Origin of the sequence: Mycobacterium novum (assembly GCF_010726505.1) — a bacterium.
Classification (GTDB): Bacteria; Actinomycetota; Actinomycetes; order Mycobacteriales; family Mycobacteriaceae; genus Mycobacterium; species Mycobacterium algericum.
In genome coordinates, this window is the sequence record NZ_AP022562.1 from 1,925,835 (window position 1) to 1,943,395 (window position 17,561).

At 69.0% G+C, this 17,561-nt stretch carries 15 protein-coding genes and 1 tRNA gene; 13 read left to right on the forward strand and 3 right to left on the reverse strand.

Translation table 11 applies throughout. From position 1 onward, the window contains the following. Positions 1-125 precede the first annotated feature (125 nt). From G6N19_RS08940 to G6N19_RS08960, 5 genes are all read left to right on the forward strand, one after another. Positions 126-737, forward strand: coding sequence for a TetR/AcrR family transcriptional regulator (locus tag G6N19_RS08940; RefSeq protein WP_013826972.1), 612 nt, complete (start codon positions 126-128; stop codon positions 735-737). Positions 738-856: 119 nt separating this feature from the next. Further along, entirely contained in the window at positions 857-2,890 is a 2,034-nt protein-coding gene (locus G6N19_RS08945) for a toprim domain-containing protein (RefSeq protein WP_193466167.1), read from the forward strand. 21 nt (positions 2,891-2,911) lie between these two features. After that, on the forward strand, positions 2,912-5,050 hold the full coding sequence (locus tag G6N19_RS08950; protein ID WP_193466168.1) for a DNA gyrase subunit A: 2,139 nt from the start codon (positions 2,912-2,914) through the stop codon (positions 5,048-5,050). Between the two features lie 293 nt (positions 5,051-5,343). Then, positions 5,344-5,607: a type II toxin-antitoxin system TacA family antitoxin gene (locus G6N19_RS08955; RefSeq protein ID WP_013826969.1), complete on the forward strand. Its 264-nt coding sequence runs from the start codon at positions 5,344-5,346 to the stop codon at positions 5,605-5,607. Then, positions 5,604-6,113 (forward strand): GNAT family N-acetyltransferase, encoded by a 510-nt coding sequence (locus tag G6N19_RS08960; RefSeq protein WP_083037027.1) that lies wholly within the window; start codon positions 5,604-5,606, stop codon positions 6,111-6,113. The genes G6N19_RS08955 and G6N19_RS08960 overlap by 4 nt, the downstream gene beginning before the upstream one ends. 103 nt (positions 6,114-6,216) lie before the next feature. Here the strand turns inward: G6N19_RS08960 and G6N19_RS08965 are convergent, their stop codons facing one another. Continuing rightward, entirely contained in the window at positions 6,217-6,372 is a 156-nt protein-coding gene (locus G6N19_RS08965) for a hypothetical protein (protein ID WP_193466169.1), read from the reverse strand. Between G6N19_RS08965 and G6N19_RS08970 the strand changes: the two genes are divergently transcribed. Continuing rightward, positions 6,356-6,841 carry a hypothetical protein gene (locus G6N19_RS08970; RefSeq protein ID WP_232062594.1) on the forward strand — a complete coding sequence of 162 codons (486 nt, stop codon included), beginning with the start codon at positions 6,356-6,358 and terminating at the stop codon, positions 6,839-6,841. The two genes, G6N19_RS08965 and G6N19_RS08970, sit on opposite strands and share 17 nt — an antisense overlap. A gap of 41 nt (positions 6,842-6,882) precedes the next feature. Here G6N19_RS08970 and G6N19_RS08975 read toward each other — a convergent pair. Next, a tRNA-Leu gene (locus tag G6N19_RS08975) sits at positions 6,883-6,965 on the reverse strand. A gap of 256 nt (positions 6,966-7,221) precedes the next feature. Here G6N19_RS08975 and G6N19_RS08980 point away from each other — a divergent pair. The 7 genes from G6N19_RS08980 to pknB all read left to right on the forward strand — a co-directional run bounded on the left by G6N19_RS08980 (position 7,222) and on the right by pknB (position 16,880). Next, a complete protein-coding gene (locus tag G6N19_RS08980) occupies positions 7,222-8,784 on the forward strand; it encodes an FhaA domain-containing protein (RefSeq protein WP_013826965.1) in 1,563 nt (520 codons plus the stop codon). 151 nt (positions 8,785-8,935) lie between these two features. Then, on the forward strand, positions 8,936-9,403 hold the full coding sequence (locus G6N19_RS08985) for an FHA domain-containing protein FhaB/FipA (protein ID WP_013826964.1): 468 nt from the start codon (positions 8,936-8,938) through the stop codon (positions 9,401-9,403). Further along, on the forward strand, positions 9,400-10,866 hold the full coding sequence (locus G6N19_RS08990; protein WP_041316626.1) for a PP2C family protein-serine/threonine phosphatase: 1,467 nt from the start codon (positions 9,400-9,402) through the stop codon (positions 10,864-10,866). Before G6N19_RS08985 ends, G6N19_RS08990 begins: the two co-directional genes overlap by 4 nt. 20 nt (positions 10,867-10,886) lie before the next feature. Beyond that, entirely contained in the window at positions 10,887-12,296 is a 1,410-nt protein-coding gene (locus tag G6N19_RS08995; protein WP_041319304.1) for an FtsW/RodA/SpoVE family cell cycle protein, read from the forward strand. After that, on the forward strand, positions 12,293-13,780 hold the full coding sequence (gene pbpA / locus G6N19_RS09000; RefSeq protein WP_083037023.1) for a D,D-transpeptidase PbpA: 1,488 nt from the start codon (positions 12,293-12,295) through the stop codon (positions 13,778-13,780). The genes G6N19_RS08995 and pbpA overlap by 4 nt, the downstream gene beginning before the upstream one ends. Further along, a complete protein-coding gene (locus tag G6N19_RS09005; protein WP_083037021.1) occupies positions 13,777-15,009 on the forward strand; it encodes a protein kinase domain-containing protein in 1,233 nt (410 codons plus the stop codon). Before pbpA ends, G6N19_RS09005 begins: the two co-directional genes overlap by 4 nt. Beyond that, positions 15,006-16,880 carry a Stk1 family PASTA domain-containing Ser/Thr kinase gene (gene pknB, locus G6N19_RS09010; RefSeq protein ID WP_193466170.1) on the forward strand — a complete coding sequence of 625 codons (1,875 nt, stop codon included), beginning with the start codon at positions 15,006-15,008 and terminating at the stop codon, positions 16,878-16,880. Before G6N19_RS09005 ends, pknB begins: the two co-directional genes overlap by 4 nt. Here pknB and G6N19_RS09015 read toward each other — a convergent pair. Next, positions 16,874-17,557, reverse strand: a complete 684-nt coding sequence (locus tag G6N19_RS09015) for an aminodeoxychorismate/anthranilate synthase component II (protein WP_013826958.1) — start codon at positions 17,555-17,557, stop codon at positions 16,874-16,876. The two genes, pknB and G6N19_RS09015, sit on opposite strands and share 7 nt — an antisense overlap. Positions 17,558-17,561 lie beyond the last annotated feature (4 nt).

The window sequence follows — 17,561 nt, forward strand, 5'->3', positions numbered from 1 at the left end:
CTGGACCTCCGGCGTCGGGGGAATAGACAGGCTGAGCGGAAGTGTCTACGCAATGAGTCGCAATAGTACACAGATCCTTGAATCTGTCTACCGTCTTGCTAGGCTTGCCTGCCAGGAGGTGGGCCGTGAACGCAAAGCCGGCAGTCGCGTCGTCGACAACCGACCGGCTGCTGGACGCGACCGAGCAGCTGCTGGCCGACAAGGGGATCCGGGCCACCACGATGATCGACGTCGCCGAGCGAGCCGGCGTGTCGCGGGCCTGGCTGTACCGGAATTTTCCGGACAAGCCGACGCTGGTGGGCACGGCGATCATCCGGCTGGTCGAGACCAGCTGGGCGCAGACCCGCGCCGAGCTGTCGACGCTGTCCGGCTTCGAAGACCAGCTGGTGGCCGGGGTGCAGATCGGCCGACGGGCCTACGACGACCCGGGCACGCTGTTGATGCGGCTGCGTACCTCCGAACCCGACGAGTTCACCGCCTGCGCCGGGGCCGGCGTGCGCGGCCTGGTCCCGGACCTCGCGGGGTTCTGGCAACCCTTCGTCGAAGCCGCCGTCGCGGCCGGGGACATCCATCCCGACACCGACATCGGCGAGGCCAGCGAATGGATCGCCCGGGTGATGATCAGCCTGGGCAGCGTGCCGGGCAGCCACATCGACCCCGATGACCCCGCCTCGCTGCGGCGGCATCTGCGCCGCTACGTGCTGCCGGCGCTGCGGGTTGCACCGAGCCCGACCTGACCGGGGGCCACCAGCGGGCAGACGCTGCCGCAATCGCCGACAACAATCCACTGGGATGTCAGCTGCGCCGTCTACCATTCCTGCGGCACCTCACCCGGCGTTGATGGAGAACACGAGCAGTGAGCTACACCGCGGCCGACATCACCGAGCTCGACGATGTCCAGCACACCCGCCTGCGACCGGCGGTCAACCTCGGCCTGGACGTGCTCAACACCGCTATGCGGGAGCTGGTGGACAACGCGATCGAAGAGGTGGCTGATCCCAGCCACGGCGGGTCCTGCGTGACGATCACCTTGCACGCCGACGGATCGGTCAGCGTCGCCGACGACGGCCGGGGCCTGCCCGTCGACTCCGACCCGGTGAACGGCAAGAACGGCATCGTCAAAACCCTGGGCACCGCGCGGGCAGGCGGCAAATTCTCGGTCCACGCCGACGCTGCCAGCACCGGCGCCGGCCTGAACGGAATCGGCGCCGCGGCAGCCGTCTTCATCTCCGCGCGTACCGATGTCACGGTGCGCCGAGCCGGCAAGACCTACCTGCAGAGCTTCGGCCGCGGCTATCCCGGGGTGTTCGAGGGCAGCGATTTCGACCCGGACGCCCCGTTCACCCGCGCCGGCACCCAGAAACTGCGCGGCACTGCCAACCGCAAGCCCAACGCACACGGCACCACCGTTCGGATCCTGTTCGACCCGGCCGTGGTGCCCGATTCCACCGTGGATATCGGCGAGGTGCTGTTGCGGGCCCACGCCTCGTCTCGGATGTCGCCCGGCGTGCACCTGGTCGTGGTCGATGAAGGCTGGCCCGGCGAGGAGATTCCCCCGGCATTGACCGCGCCGTTCAGCGGCCCCTGGGGCACCGACACCCTGTTGGACCTGATGTGCACCGCCGCGGGCACACCCAGCCCCGAGGTCCGCGCCGTCGTTGAGGGCCGCGGCGAGTACACCACCGGCCGGGGGCCGACCCCGTTCCGCTGGTCGTTGACCGCAGGCCCGGCCGAGCCGGCGACGGTAGCCGCGTTCTGCAATACCGTACGCACCCCCGGCGGCGGATCGCACCTGACCGCCGCGGTCAAAGGGCTGACCGAAGCCCTGGCCGACCGCGCCTCCCGGATCCGCGACCTGGGCCTGGCCAAGGGCGAAGAGGGCCCGGAGCCACAGGATTTCGCCGCCGTCACGGCGCTGGCCGTCGACACTCGTGCACCCGATGTGGCCTGGGACTCCCAGGCCAAGACCGCGGTCTCATCGCGGTCGCTGAACCTGGCGATGGCCCCGGATGTGGCGCGCAGCGTCACCATCTGGGCGGCCAACCCCGCCAACGCCGACACCGTGACGCTGTGGACGAAGCTGGCGCTGGAGTCGGCCCGGGCCCGGCGCAGCGCCGAAGGCGCCAAGGCCCGATCCCGCGCGGCGTCCAAGGCCAAAGGCCTGGGAACCAACCTGTCGCTGCCACCGAAACTGCTGCCCAGCAAGGAAACCGGCCGCGGATCGGGTGCCGAGCTGTTCCTGTGTGAAGGCGATTCGGCGCTCGGCACTATCAAAGCAGCGCGCGACGCCACGTTTCAGGCGGCCTTCCCACTCAAGGGCAAGCCGCCCAACGTCTACGGCTTCGCATTGAGCAAGGCGCGGGCCAAGGACGAGTTCGATTCGATCGAACGCATTCTGGGCTGCGGGGTGCGCGACAACTGTGACCCGGAACTGTGCCGCTACGACCGGATCCTGTTCGCCTCCGACGCCGACCCCGACGGGGGGAACATCAACTCCAGCCTGATCTCGATGTTCCTGGACTTCTACCGCCCGCTCGTCGAGGCCGGGATGGTCTACGTCACCCTGCCGCCGCTGTTCGTCGTCAAGGACGGCACGCAGCGGATCTACTGCCAGGACGAGTCCGAACGCGACGCCGCGGTCGCGCAGCTCAAAGCCTCCTCGAAACGCAAGATCGAAGTGCAGCGCAACAAGGGTCTCGGTGAGATGGATGCCGACGACTTCTGGAACACCGTGCTGGATCCGCAGCGGCGCACCGTCATTCGGGTGCATCTCGATGATGGTGAGAGCACGCTGCACCACACCCTGTTCGGCGGACCGCCCGAGGGCCGGCGCACCTGGATGGCCGATGTCGCCGCCCGGGTCGACACCGCCGCGCTGGACCTGACGTAGCGGACCGCTAGGAGAATCGCCGTGACCGCCACCCTGGACATTCCCGAACAGAACCCCGACCTGGTGCTCGACCAGAGTGCCGATGACTATTGGAACCACTACCAGCTGACGTTCGCGCTGTACAGCGTCAGCGACCGCGCCATCCCTTCGGCGTTCGACGGGCTCAAGCCCGGCCAGCGTCGGCTGCTCTATCAGATGCACGACTCGAAACTGCTGCCCGGCAACAAGCCGCAGAAGTCCTCGAAGGTCTGCTCGGCCGTCACCGGCAACCTGCACCCGCACGGTGGCGCCTCGATGTACGGGGCGGCGGCGCTGCTGGCGGCGGACTTCCAGCGGGTGAAAGTCATTGACGGCCACGGCGCCTTCCCCCGCATTCAGGGGGATATCCCCGCCGCCGACCGCTACACCGAGATGCGCCTCTCGGCGCCCGGGGCAGCGCTGACCGCCGAACTCGACGATCACGCGGTGCCGATGATGTCCACGTTCGACGGTGAGTGGACCGAACCCACGGTGCTGCCGGCCCGGTGGCCGGTGCTGCTCTGCAACGGCGCCGTCGGCATCGCCGAAGGCTGGGCGACCAAGGTCCCCGCCCACAACCCGCGCGAGATCATGGCCGCCTGCCGGGCGCTGCTGGCCACGCCGAATATGACCGACGACAGACTGGTGAAACTCATTCCCGGGCCGGACTGGGGTTGCGGCGCCACGGTGGTCGGCACGGCCGGGCTCCGTGAATACCTGACCACCGGCCGCGGCGCGTTCACGGTACGGGGCACGGTTTCCGTCGAGGGCAAGGATGTGATCGTCACGGAGCTGCCGCCCGGGGTGGCGAGTAACACTGTACAGGAACGGATTCGGTCGTTGATCGAGTCCGGCGAGCTGTCGGGCGTCTCGGATATGTCAGATCTGACCGACCGGCGCAACGGGCTTCGCATCGTGGTGACCGCCAAACGCGGACACAGCGCCGAACAGATCCGCGACCAACTGTTGGCCCTCACGCCGCTGGAGTCGACATTCGCCGCCAGCCTGGTCGCACTCGACGAGAACCGGGTGCCGCGCTGGTGGTCGGTGCGTGAGTTGATCCGGGCGTTCCTGTCGCTGCGCGATTCAGTGGTGCTGCACCGCAGCGAGTACCGGCTGGAGAAGGTCGCCGCGCGCCGCCACCTGGTGGCCGGCCTGATGGTCATCCACCTCGACATCGACGCCGCGGTCGCGGTGATCCGCGGCTCCGACACCGTCGACGAGGCCCGGCAGGGACTGCAGCAGCGGTTCGAGATCGATGCCGAGCAGGCCGATTACGTCCTGGCGCTGCAGCTTCGCCGGTTGACCAAGCTCGACGTCATCGAGCTGCGGGCCGAAGCCGAAAAATTGGACGCCGAGTTCGCCGAACTGACCGAGCTGGTGGCCAACCCCGACGCCCGCCGCAAGGTGATCGACCGGGAGCTGGTCGAGACCGCGAAACTGTTCAAAGGCCCCGAGTTCGACCGTCGCACCGTGCTGGACTCCGAGGCCACGCCGGTGACGTCCGGCGTCGACGAGGACGGGCCGCGCGAGCGAAAGGTCAACGCCGCCTGGCGCCTCGATGAGCGCGGCGTGTTCTCCGACAGCCACGGCGACCTGCTCACCGCGGGTCTGGGGTGGGCGGTGTGGACCGACGGGCGGATCAAATTCACCACCGGTGCCGGGCTGCCGTACAAGATCCGCGACATCCCCGTCGCACCGGACATCACCGGGCTGCTGTGCTCGGGTGTGCTGGCGGACGGTCACCACCTGGCCTTGGTGACCCGCCTCGGAAAGGTGCTGCGCATCGACCCGGCCACGGTGAACCCGCAGGGCGCGGCCGGCAACGGGGTGGCCGGGATCAAGCTCGCCGGCGAGGGCGATGAAGTCATCGCCGCGCTGCCGCTCGGCTGCGGAAACGGCGAGGCCATCCTGTCAAGATCCGAAAAGGGCTGGAAAGTAACCGAAGTCGCCGATATCCCGGTCAAGAAGCGCGGCGGCGCCGGCGTCGGGTTCCACCCGTTCGTCAAGGGTGAGGAGGCGCTGTTCTCGGCGTCGGTCTCGGCGACCGGGTTCGTGCGCGGGAAGCGGGCGGTGCGGGCCGAGCCGCGCGCGAAGGTGTCGATCAAGGGTTCCGGTGATGGCGTGACGCCGGCGTCGTAACCGGCGGCTGTGGATAAACCGCGGCGACGGCACAGCCGAGAGGCCGCCCCGGCGTACGCTGCACTCATGCCGTCGGAGAACCTCGGGGAATAGAAGGCATGCCTCCCCCTCACAGGGGTTGAAAGCGACGAGACGACCGTGGCCGTCCCCACCGCGGCCCGACCTGCCCCGGTACTTCTTCCCGTGAGCCAGCGAGTGTTTTACCGGTATGAAGTGCATCGCCGCTGTTCAGAGGCATGACAGATACCCCGTTGCATTGTGTGCCCGATAGGCACACAATGGTTGACATGGCTATGAAGACGGAGCGGTTCGCGGTGCGCCTGACTGCTGAGCAGGACGCGCTGATTCGTCGTGCCGCCGAAGTGGAGGGGACCGATCTGACCAACTTCACAGTGACTGCGACGCTGGCGCATGCCCGCGAGGTGCTCGCCGATCGGCGGCTGTTCATGCTTGATGCGTCGGCCTGGTCGGAGTTCGTGTCGGTGCTGGACCGCCCGGTGTCGCAGCAGCCGCGGCTGGAGAAGTTGTTCGCGGAGCCTTCGATCTTCGACGAGTGAGCGGTTACAGCGCGCCCCGGCCGATCAGCGAGGGCGATGCGGTCGCCGAGTTCGACAGCGGCGAGCCCACCCTGGACGAGTACCTGCGGGGGCGCGCCCTGGCCAACCACGTCGAAGGTGCCTCCCGGTGCTTTGTGACGTGCCGGGACGGCCGCGTCGTCGGGTTCTACGCGCTGGCCTCGGCGGCGGTGGAGCGCGCCGGCACACCCGGGCGGGTGCGGCGCAACATGCCCGATCCGGTGCCGGTGATCCTGTTGTCGCGGCTGGCGATCGACCGCAAGGAACAGGGCAAGGGGCTGGGCGCGCAGCTGCTGCGCGACGCGATTACTCGCGCGGTGGCCGCTGCGGAGATCATCGGTGTGCGGGCACTGCTCGTGCACGCCCTGCACGAGCAGGCGCGGGCGTTCTACGCGCACTTCGATTTCGAGCCCTCACCGACCGACCCGCTGCACCTGCTGCTCCTGATCAAAGACGCCCGCGCCCTGCTCGACCCGCCGCAGAAGTGACGGGCTGATTCCCGACGACATGGAGAACGCACCCGGGGACCGGCGGTGGCGATCAGCAGAGACCTTCCAGGAGTTTCTGAATCACATGGAGGAGTTCCGGCGTTCACCGCATGGCCAGCAGCTTCAGGCCGATCAACAGGCCGCCGAGGCAGACCTGCAGGCCTGGTTGGCCGGTCAGCCGGGCGTCGCCATCGGCCGCCACGGCGGGCAAGTTCCCGAGCAGTGGGTGGTAGCGGACTCCGATGACCGAGGAAAGCATCGACGTCGAGTTGCTGGGACAGTCGGCATTCCACAAACTCACACATAGCTTCGCGATCCGCGACCGACTGCGCGACGTCCTTGCCGAGCAGCGGGCGATGGAGCGGCAGTACCGCCGGCGCGACAACAGCGACGAGTTCACGTCGCGCACGGCGTGGACTGAGTGGGTGCTGGAGTCCGATCTCAACTACACCGAGGCAGCGCTGCTCCTGGGGGATTTGATTCACAATCTGCGTGCCGCGCTGGATCACGCCGTGTGGGCAATCACCCCGGTACACCTCCAAGAGAAGCGACCGACCGAGGTGGCGTTCGCGCTGCGCTCGACCGAGCCGGCATCGGACGCGCCCACGCCGGCACCCGCAAAACCGGCCACCACGTCATCGCCAGCCACCACATCGACCCCGACCACAACTACTGGCCCAACAAACAGAAAAACCCCGGCACAAACCGGGGCAATCTGTAACCGATGACGCGACTCAAGTGTCACCTATGACGCGACTCATCACATTTGTGGGCGAAGGGGGACTTGAACCCCCACGTCCCGAAGGACACTGGCACCTGAAGCCAGCGCGTCTGCCATTCCGCCACTCGCCCGAGCGACCGAGGGAGCCTATCACGGTTGCCGAAGGGTGCCTTCGACACGGTTCGGCGCTCGCCGACCACCGTAACGCAGGCCCTCGTGACCCCACCGTGACCTGGTCTTATCCGATTCTCCGCCGTACAAGGGTGCCGCGGTGACACTCCGGGTCGATACCATGTCCAAGCGGATGCAGCGCAGCGACACGCCGCGGCGACGCGTCCCCGGCTGAATTGACGGCGAATTGACGGCGGCGAGTGAGGCAGGCAGCGGATGGACAGCCAGCGCGGGCTGGTTCAGCGCATCGAGCGCAAGCTCGAATCCGCCGTGGAGGATGCGATGGCCAGGGTCTTCGGCGGGGAGGTCGTCCCCGAGGAGATCGAGGCGGCGTTGCGCCGCGAGGCCGCCGCGGGGGTCCGGGCATTGGCCGGAAATCAGCTTTTGGCACCCAACGAATACGTCATTACCCTCGGTGTGGACGACTACGAGAATGTGGGCGCCGACCAGGATTGGACGTCGAAGGCCTTCGCCCGGCATTTAGCGGGATATATCGGCGAACAGGGGTGGCAAACGTATGGTGATGTGGTTGTCCGGTTCGAGCAGTCGCCGAGTCTGCGTACCGGTCAGGTCCGCACGCGGGGCGCTGTCAATCCGGATGCCCGCCCCAGCCACACGGTCAATGAACCCCGCCCGCCACAATCAGATCATGCGTTTTTCGCAGAATCAGGAGTGCCACCGATGACCGATAACCCGAGCTACCGCGGCGCCCATGGGCAGCAGGACCGTCCCGGCGATGACTATTACGACCCGCGCTACAGCCGGCCCGCCGATGACCCCCGCGGCGGCCAAGAGCCCCGCGGCCAGTATGCCCCGGAACCGGAGCCATACCAGCCGGACCAGCGCGGTGGCGGCTACCCCGACCAGGGTCCGGGCGGCCAGGGCGGCCCCGGCGGCTACGCCCCGCCCCGTCGGCCCGAGCAGGGCGGCTACCCCGAGCACGGTGGCTACCCCGAGCAGGGCGGCTACCCGGAGCAGGGCGGTTACGCCGGCGGCCAGGGCGGCTACCCCCAGTCCTACGAGCCCCAGCCCTACGAGCAGCGGCCGCCGAGCGGCTACGGCGCCCCCGCCGGCTACGAGCCGGGCTACCCGCAGCACCAGCAGCCAGCGGCGCCGGGCTACCCGGGCGGCGGAGGACAGCCCGGTTACGGCGACTACGAGCGCCCCCCAGCCCGCCACGACGATTACTCCCAGCTCGGGGGATACCCCGAGGCGCAGCCCGAGCAACGGCCCGCCTACCCCGACCAGGGCGGCCCTGGCTACCCCGACCAGGGCTCGCCGTCCTACGGCCGCCAGGAGTACGGCCAGCCCGACTACCGCTACGGCGAGTCCCAGGGCGCCCCGAGCGGCTATGACTACGGTCCGGACTACGGCCAGCAGGCTCCCGGCGGCTACGGCGACGCGCAGGGCGGCGGCTACGACTACGGCCAGCAGCCCGCGGGTGGTTACGAGGCTCCGGGCGGCGGCTACGGCCAGCGCGCCTACTCGGCTCCGGCCTCGGTCACGCTGCATCTCGACGACGGCAGCGGCCGGACCTACCAGCTGCACGAGGGCACCAACGTGGTGGGCCGCGGCCAAGACGCCCAGTTCCGGCTTCCGGACACCGGGGTGTCGCGGCGTCATCTGGAGATTCGCTGGGATGGCCGGGTGGCACTGCTGTCGGACCTGAACTCCACCAACGGCACCACGGTGAACAACGCTCCGGTTCAGGAGTGGCAGCTGGCCGACGGCGACGTGGTCCGGCTGGGTCACTCCGAGATCATCGTTCGGGTCCACTAGGGGGCGACCGAGGGCCACGCCGAACCGGCCGGAACAGCAAAGCCCTGCCGCTTTGCCCTACGGTCACTCACGTCCAAGTATCGTGACTTTGCCGAAGTGCTCCGCCATGGGGAGCACGACATGGACGGCGCAAGGACGGAGAGGACGCCGGATGCAGGGACTGGTGCTGCAGCTGACGCGAGCCGGTTTTTTGACGTTGCTGTGGCTGTTCATCTGGTCGGTGCTGCGGATATTGCGGACCGACATCTACGCGCCGACCGGTGCGGTGATGGTCCGCCGCGGCCTGTCGATCCGGGGCGTGCTGCTGCCGTCGCGGCAGCATCGCGCCGGCGCACGCCACCTGGTGGTGACGGAGGGGCCCCTCACCGGGGCCCGGATCGCACTGAGCGACCAGCCGGTTCTGGTCGGCCGCGCCGACGACTCCACCCTGGTGATCAACGACGACTACGCCTCCACCCGGCACGCCCGCCTGTCTCAACGAGGGTCGGAATGGTATGTCGAAGACCTCGGCTCGACCAACGGCACCTACCTTGACAGGGTGAAGGTCACCACAGCGGTACGGGTTCCCGTCGGGACGCCGATACGAATCGGCAAGACCGCGATCGAGCTCCGCCGGTGAGCCTGGTGCTGCGCTACGCCGCCCGCAGTGACCGCGGCCTGGTGCGCTCCAACAACGAGGATTCGGTGTACGCCGGTGCCCGGCTGCTGGCGCTGGCCGACGGCATGGGCGGGCACGCGGCCGGTGAGGTCGCTTCCCAGCTCGTTATCGCCGCGCTGGCCCACCTCGACGACGACGAGCCGGGTGGCGACCTGCTGGCGAAATTGGAATCTGCGGTGCAGGAAGGCAACTCGGCGATCGCGGCGTACGTCGAGGACCATCCCGAGCTCGAGGGCATGGGCACCACCTTGACCGCGATCCTGTTTGCGGCCCCCCGGCTGGGGCTGGCCCACATCGGCGACTCGCGCGGGTATCTGCTGCGCGACGGCGAACTCACCCAGATCACCAAGGACGACACCTTCGTTCAGACCTTGGTCGACGAGGGCCGCATCACCTTGGAGGAGGCGCACAGCCATCCGCAGCGTTCCCTGATCATGCGGGCGTTGACCGGCCACGAGGTGGAGCCGACGCTGATCATGCGCGAGGCCCAGGCCGGCGACCGCTACCTGCTGTGCTCCGACGGATTGAGCGATCCGGTGAGCACCGAGACCATCCACGAGGCGCTGGAGATCCCCGACGTCAATGAGAGCGCGCTGCGGCTGATCGAGCTGGCGCTGCGCGGCGGTGGGCCCGACAACGTGACCGTGGTGGTGGCCGACGTCGTCGACGTCGACTACGGCCAGACCCAACCGATCTTGGCCGGGGCGGTCTCCGACAGCGACGACGATCACCTGACCGCCCTCAACACCGCCGCCGGTCGGGCGTCGGCGATCTCCCCGCGCAAGACCGTCGCCAAACGGGTGCTGCCGCGGATCGAAACCCTGTCGCGGCCGCCGCGCTCCCGGCGCCGCAAATTCGTCATTGCGATGTTGCTGCTGATCCTGCTGGCCGCTGCCCTGATGATCGGGCGGGCGATCGTCCGCACCAACTATTACGTCACCGCCTACGGCAACACCGTGGCGATCATGCGCGGTGTGCAGGGTTCGATTCTCGGGCTGCCGTTGCAGGAGCCCTACCTGCTGGGTTGCCTCGACAGCCGCGGCGACTTGGTGCAAATCAGCTTCAGCCAATCCGGTGACAAGCTGTCCTGCCGCCTGATGACGTTGCAGGATCTGCGTCCACCAGCGCGCCAGCAGGTCAGCAACGGCCTGCCGGCCGGGACCCTCGACGACGCGATCACCCAGCTGCGCAACCTGGCCCGTGACTCGCTGTTGCCGCCGTGTCCATCGCGGAGCACCACCGGGAAGACCGGCGGCGGTGGTTCGGCGCCCTCGCGCGCACCGGATCCCGGCCCGGCACCGACCGGTCCGCGGCCCGGCCCCGCTCAACGCACGCCGACCTCCGGGGTGCCGCACCTGCCCACGTTGACCAACCTGCCGCCGGCCCCGCCAGAACCGGGGACCGACTGCCGGGCGGCCTCATGACCCGCGCCAGCGACGATGCGGTGAGCACAGAGCCGCAGCCGGCGGTGACGCTGACCCCGGCGCTGCCGGATCGACGCAACGCCGAATTCCTGCTGCTGTGCTTCGCGACCATGATCGTCGCGGTAGCGATGCTGATCGTCGAGGCCGGCCACGAACAGGGGCTGCGCTGGGATCTGGTCGGCTACGGGACGGCGTTTCTGGTGCTGTTCAGTTTCGCGCACCTGGTCATTCGGCGCTCGGCACGTTACGCCGATCCGCTGCTGCTGCCGGTGGTGGCCCTGCTCAACGGGCTCGGACTGGTGATGATCCACCGCATCGATCTCGGCGTCGGCGCCGACGCCGCTGACGGCCGCCCGGGCGCCGGCTCCCAGATGCTGTGGACGCTGGTCGGCGTCATCGTCTTCGCCCTGGTGCTCGAGCTGCTCAAGGACCACCGCCAGCTCGCCGGCAGCGGCTACATCTGCGGCCTGGTCGGCCTGGTGCTGCTGGTGATCCCCGCCCTGTTGCCGGCCTCGCTGTCGGAGCGCCAGGGCGCCAAGATCTGGATCCGCTTGCCCGGCTTCTCGATTCAGCCCGCGGAGTTCTCCAAGATCTTGCTGCTGATCTTCTTCGCCGCGGTACTGGTCTCCAAGCGCCGGCTGTTCACCAGCGCCGGCAAGCACGTGTTGGGCATGAACCTGCCGCGGCCGCGCGACCTGGCGCCGCTGCTGGCCGCCTGGGTGATCTCGGTGGCCGTGATGGCCTTCGAGAAGGACCTCGGCACCTCGCTGCTGTTGTACGCGTCGTTTCTGGTGGTGGTGTACCTGGCCACCCGGCGGTTCAGCTGGATGGTGATCGGGATGCTGCTGTTCGCGGTCGGCAGTGTCGCGGCGTACTTCCTTTTCAGCCATGTCCGGGTGCGGGTACAGACCTGGTTGGACCCCTTCGCCGACCCCGAGGGCGCCGGCTATCAGATGGTGCAGTCGTTGTTCAGCTTCGCCACCGGCGGCATCTTCGGAACCGGACTGGGCAACGGTCAGCCCGGTTACGTGCCCGCGGCGTCGACGGACTTCATCATCGCCGCGTTCGGAGAGGAACTGGGTCTGGTCGGGCTCGCCGGTGTGCTGATCCTGTACACGATCGTGATCGTGCGCGGCATGCGGACCGCGATCGCGGTCCGCGACAGCTTCGGCAAGCTGCTGGCCGCCGGCTTGGCCGCGACCCTGGGCATCCAGCTGTTCATCGTGGTCGGGGGAGTGACCAAACTGATTCCGCTGACCGGGCTGACCACGCCGTGGCTGTCCTACGGCGGGTCGTCGTTGCTGGCCAACTACGTGCTGCTGGCGATCCTGCTGCGAGTCTCGCACGCTGCGCGTCGCCCGCTGAGCACCCAGCCGCAGCGCACCGCCCCGATCGGCGATACCGGCACGGCGGTGATCGAGCGCGTATGAACACCTCGCTGCGCCGCGTCACGATGACCCTGATGGCGCTGATAGTGCTGCTGTTGGGCAACGCCACCCTGACCCAGGTCTTCGCCGCCGACGGGTTGCGCGCCGACCCGCGTAATCAGCGGGTGCTGCTCGACGAATACTCCCGCCAGCGGGGCCAGATCACCGCCTCCGGGCAACTGCTGGCCTACTCGGTCGCCACCGACGGCCGGATCAAATACCAGCGCATCTACCCCGACCCGGCGGTGTACGCGCCGATCACCGGATTCTATTCGCTGCGCTATTCCAGCAGCGGGCTCGAACGCGCCGAGGACACCGTGCTCAACGGATCAGACCCGCGGCTGTTCGGGCTGCGGTTGGCGGACTTCTTCACCGGCCGCAGTCCGCGCGGCGGCACCGTGGAGACCACCATCCGCCCGCGGGTGCAGCAGGCCGGCTGGGAGGCGATGCGCAGCGGCTGCGACGGCGGCTGCCGAGGAGCCGTGGTGGCGCTGGAGCCGTCCACCGGCAAGATCCTGGCGCTGGTGTCCACGCCGTCCTACGACCCCAACCTGTTGTCCTCGCATGATTCGGTACAGCAGGGCCAGGCCTGGCAGCGGCTGCGCGACAACCCCGACTCGCCGCTGACCAACCGCGCCATCAGTGAGACCTACCCGCCCGGGTCGACGTTCAAGGTGATCACCACCGCGGCCGCGTTGCAGGCCGGTATCAGCGAGAACGAGCCGCTGACCAACGCCGCGCACATCGCCCTGCCCGACAGCACCGTCAAGCTGGAGAACTTCGGCGGCAACACCTGCGAAGGTACTGAACAGACCGTCCCGTTGCGGGTGGCGTTCGCCCGGTCCTGCAACACCGCGTTTGTCCAGTTGGGTATCCGCACCGGCTCCGACGCGCTGCGGAACACCGCCCAGGGGTTCGGGCTCGACATCACGCCCGAACCCATCCCGCTGCAGGTGGCCGAGTCCACCATCGGCCCGATCCGCGACGCCGCCGCCCTGGGGATGACCAGCATCGGCCAGAAGGACGTCGCGGTGACGCCGCTGAAGAACGCGGTGATCGCCGCGACCATCGCCAACGGCGGGTTGACGATGCAGCCCTACCTGGTCGCGGGGTTGGAGGGCCCGGATCTGGCCGGTATCGCGACAACGCAACCGCGCGAACAGCGCCGTGCGGTGTCTTCGCAGGTCGCGGCTAAGCTAACTGAACTGATGATCGACGCCGAGAAAGTGACCCAGCAGGAGGGGGCCATCCCGGGCGTACAGATCGCGTCGAAGACCGGTACCGCCGAGCACGGCACCGATCCGCGGAACACTCCGCCGCACGCGTGGTACATCGCTTTCGCCCCGGCCAGTGCCCCCAAGGTGGCCGTCGCCGTTGTCGTAGAGGGCACAGCGGACGGTGACGCTCCGCTGTCGGCCACCGGCGGGGCGCTCGCCGCGCCGATCGGGCGTGCCGTCATCGAAGCCGCACTGCAGGGGCGATCATGAGTCCGGCGGTCGGGGCGGCGTTGGCCGGGCGCTACCGGTTGCAGCGGCTCATCGCCACCGGCGGCATGGGCCAGGTGTGGGAAGCCGTGGACAACCGGCTGGGCCGGCGCGTCGCGGTCAAGGTCCTCAAACCCGAGTTCTCCTCCGACCCGGAGTTCATCGAGCGGTTCCGCGCCGAGGCGCGCAACACCGCCATGCTCAACCATCCCGGCATCGCCAGCGTGCACGACTACGGTGAGACCGACCTGGACGGCGAAGGCCGCACCGCGTTTTTGGTGATGGAGCTGGTCAACGGCGAGCCGCTGAACTCGGTGCTCAAGCGCACCGGGCGGCTGTCGCTGCGGCACGCGCTGGACATGCTCGAGCAGACCGGTCGGGCACTGCAGGTCGCGCACAGCGCCGGGCTGGTGCACCGCGACGTCAAGCCCGGCAACATCATGATCACGCCCACCGGCCAGGTGAAGATCACCGACTTCGGGATCGCCAAGGCCGTCGACGCCGCCCCGGTCACCCAGACCGGCATGGTGATGGGCACCGCCCAGTACATCGCGCCGGAACAGGCACTCGGGCAAGACGCCACCGCGGCCAGCGACGTGTATTCGCTGGGTGTCGTCGGCTACGAGGTGCTGTCGGGGCGCCGCCCCTTCACCGGCGACGGCGCGCTGACCGTGGCGATGAAGCACATCAAGGAGCCGCCGCCGCCGCTGCCGGCCGAACTGCCGCCTAACGTGCGGGAGCTCGTCGAGATCACGCTGGCCAAGAACCCCGGTATGCGCTACCGCAGCGGCGGCCCGTTCGCCGATGCGGTCGCCGCGGTGCGGTCCGGCCGGCGGCCGCCGCGGCCGAGCCAATCCCTGCCGCCCGGACGCGCCGCGCCGTCGGCGATCCCGTCGACGGCGGCGACCCGGGTCGCCCCACCGGTGTCGGCGCGAGCCACCGCGGCGCGGCGGGCCCGGACCGGCACCGGTAACCACCGGCCGCCGGCGCCCCGGCGCACCTTCACCGCCGGGCAGCGTGCACTGCTGTGGGCGGCCGGGGTGCTGGGCACGCTGGCGATCATCATCGCGGTGCTGATCGTGGTCAACGCCAAGAGTCCGGGAGGCTCGCTGGCCCCGGCCACCGTCACCGACACCGGCGGGCCACCGGTCGAGTCGTCCAGCGTCGAGTCGCCGCCGGCGGCTCCGCCCGCGCACTCCTCGGGCTGGACCTGGTCGAAGGTTGCACGATGACCACCCCGCAGCGGCTCTCCGACCGCTATGAACTCGGTGAGATCCTCGGCTTCGGCGGCATGTCGGAAGTGCACCGCGCGGTCGATACCCGGCTGCACCGCGACGTGGCCGTCAAGGTGCTGCGTGCCGACCTGGCCCGCGACCCGAGCTTTTATCTGCGGTTCCGCCGGGAGGCGCAGAATGCTGCCGCGCTGAACCACCCGGCGATCGTCGCGGTCTACGACACCGGGGAAGCCGACACCCCGGCCGGCCCGCTGCCCTACATCGTGATGGAACTCGTCGAGGGCGTGACGCTGCGCGACATCGTGCAGAACGACGGCCCGATGCCGCCCATCCGCGCCATCGAGGTGATCGCCGATGCCTGCCAGGCGCTGAACTTCAGCCACCAGCACGGCATCATCCACCGCGACGTCAAGCCGGCCAACATCATGATCGACAAGCACAACGCGGTGAAGGTGATGGACTTCGGCATCGCCCGCGCGATCGCCGACGCCGGCAACAGCGTCACCCAGACCGCGGCGGTGATCGGCACCGCCCAGTACCTGTCGCCCGAGCAGGCCCGCGGCGAACCCGTCGACGCCCGGTCGGACGTGTACTCGCTGGGCTGCGTGCTCTACGAAATCCTCACCGGCGACGCACCTTTCATCGGTGATTCACCGGTGGCGGTGGCCTACCAGCACGTCCGCGAAGACCCGGTGCCGCCGTCGCAGCACCAGCCAGGGTTGCCGGCCGACCTGGATGCGGTGGTGCTCAAGGCGCTGGCGAAGAATCCGGACAACCGCTACCAGACGGCCGCCGAGATGCGCGCCGACCTGGTGCGGGTGCACAACGGGGAGAAGCCCGAAGCTCCCCGGGTGCTCACCGAGGCCGACCGCGCCGCCATGCTGGCCTCCCGGGCGGGTGGCGGCTCCGGGGCTCCCACCGATCCGCTGGCGCGCCAGGAACTCGACTTCGGCCACGAGCGGCCGGGTTCGGTGGGCCGGTGGCTGATCGCGGCGATCGTGCTGGCGGTGCTGACGGTCATCGTCACGGTGTCGATCAACAGTTTCGGCGGCCGCACCCACCAGATCCAGGTGCCCGACGTCAGCGGCCGGGCGTCGGTCGACGCGATCGCCGAACTGCAGAACAAGGGCTTCAAGACCCGCACCGAGCAGCGCGCCGACTCCGACGTGCCGCCCGATCATGTGATCAGCACGGAGCCGCCCGCCGGCGCCCCGGCGAACAAGGGCGACAAGATCACCGTCAACGTGTCCTACGGCCCCGAGCAGCGTCAGGTGCCCGACGTGGCCTCGCTGAGCTACGCCGACGCGGTCAAGAAACTCACCGCCGCCGGCTTCGGCAAGTTCAAGCAGGTCGACTCGCCCTCCACACCGGAACTCAAGGACAAGGTCGTCGGCACCAACCCGCCGGCCAACCAGACCACCGCGATCACCAATGAGATCGTGATCGTGATGGGCTCCGGCCCGGCCACCAAACCCGTCCCGGACGTCACCGGCCAGACGGTGGAGCTCGCGCAGAAGAACCTGACTGTCTACGGCTTCACCAAGATCACCGAGGTGGCGGTGGACAGTCCGCGCCCGGCCGGCGTGGTGATCGGCACCAGCCCGCCGAGCGGTGAGACCGCACCGGTCGACGGCGTGGTCGAGCTGCAGGTGTCCCGCGGCAACCAGTTCGTCATGCCGGATCTGGCCGGGATGTTCTGGACCGATGCCGAACCGCAGCTACGGGCGCTGGGCTGGACCGGGATGTTGATCAAGGGCGCCGACGTCGACGCCGGCGGCTCCGGCCACAACCGGGTGCTCTACCAGAGCCCGTCGGCCGGCCAGGGTGTCAACACCGACGGCAACATCACGCTGCGCTTCGGTCAGTAGCTGACTGCCGGCGACACGGCCCGCGCGCTCTGCACCGTGGCGGCGACCTCGTCCTCCAGCCGCTGAACCAACGCCTCGTCGCACGGATAGCCGCAGCCCTCCAGCCAGTTGGCCAGCATCCGGTGACCGCCCTCGGTGAGGATGGACTCCGGATGGAACTGCACGCCGTGGATGGGCAACCCGGTGTGCCGCACACCCATGATCACCCCGCCGCGGGTGCGCGCGGTGACCTCCAGGTCGGCGGGCAACGTCTCGGGGAGAATCGTCAACGAGTGGTAACGGGTGGCGGTGAACGGGTCCGGCAGACCCTTCAGCACCCCGGTGTCGGAGTGGAAGACGGTACTGGTCTTGCCGTGCAGCAATTCCGGCGCACGCCCCACCGTGGCGCCGAACGCGACACCGATCGCCTGATGGCCCAGACAGACCCCCAGCACCGGGATCCGGGCCGCGGCGCACGCACCGACTACCGGGATCGACGCCCCGGCGCGCTCCGGGGTGCCCGGTCCGGGGCTCAGCAATACGCCGTCGAAGTCGGCCACCACCTGGTCCAGCGCGGCCGGGTCGGCCAACCGGGCGTCGTCGTTGCGCCAGACGGCAGCCTGCACCCCCAATTGGCCCAGGTACTGCACCAGGTTGAACACAAAGCTGTCGTAGTTGTCGACGACCAGGATCCGCACGCTG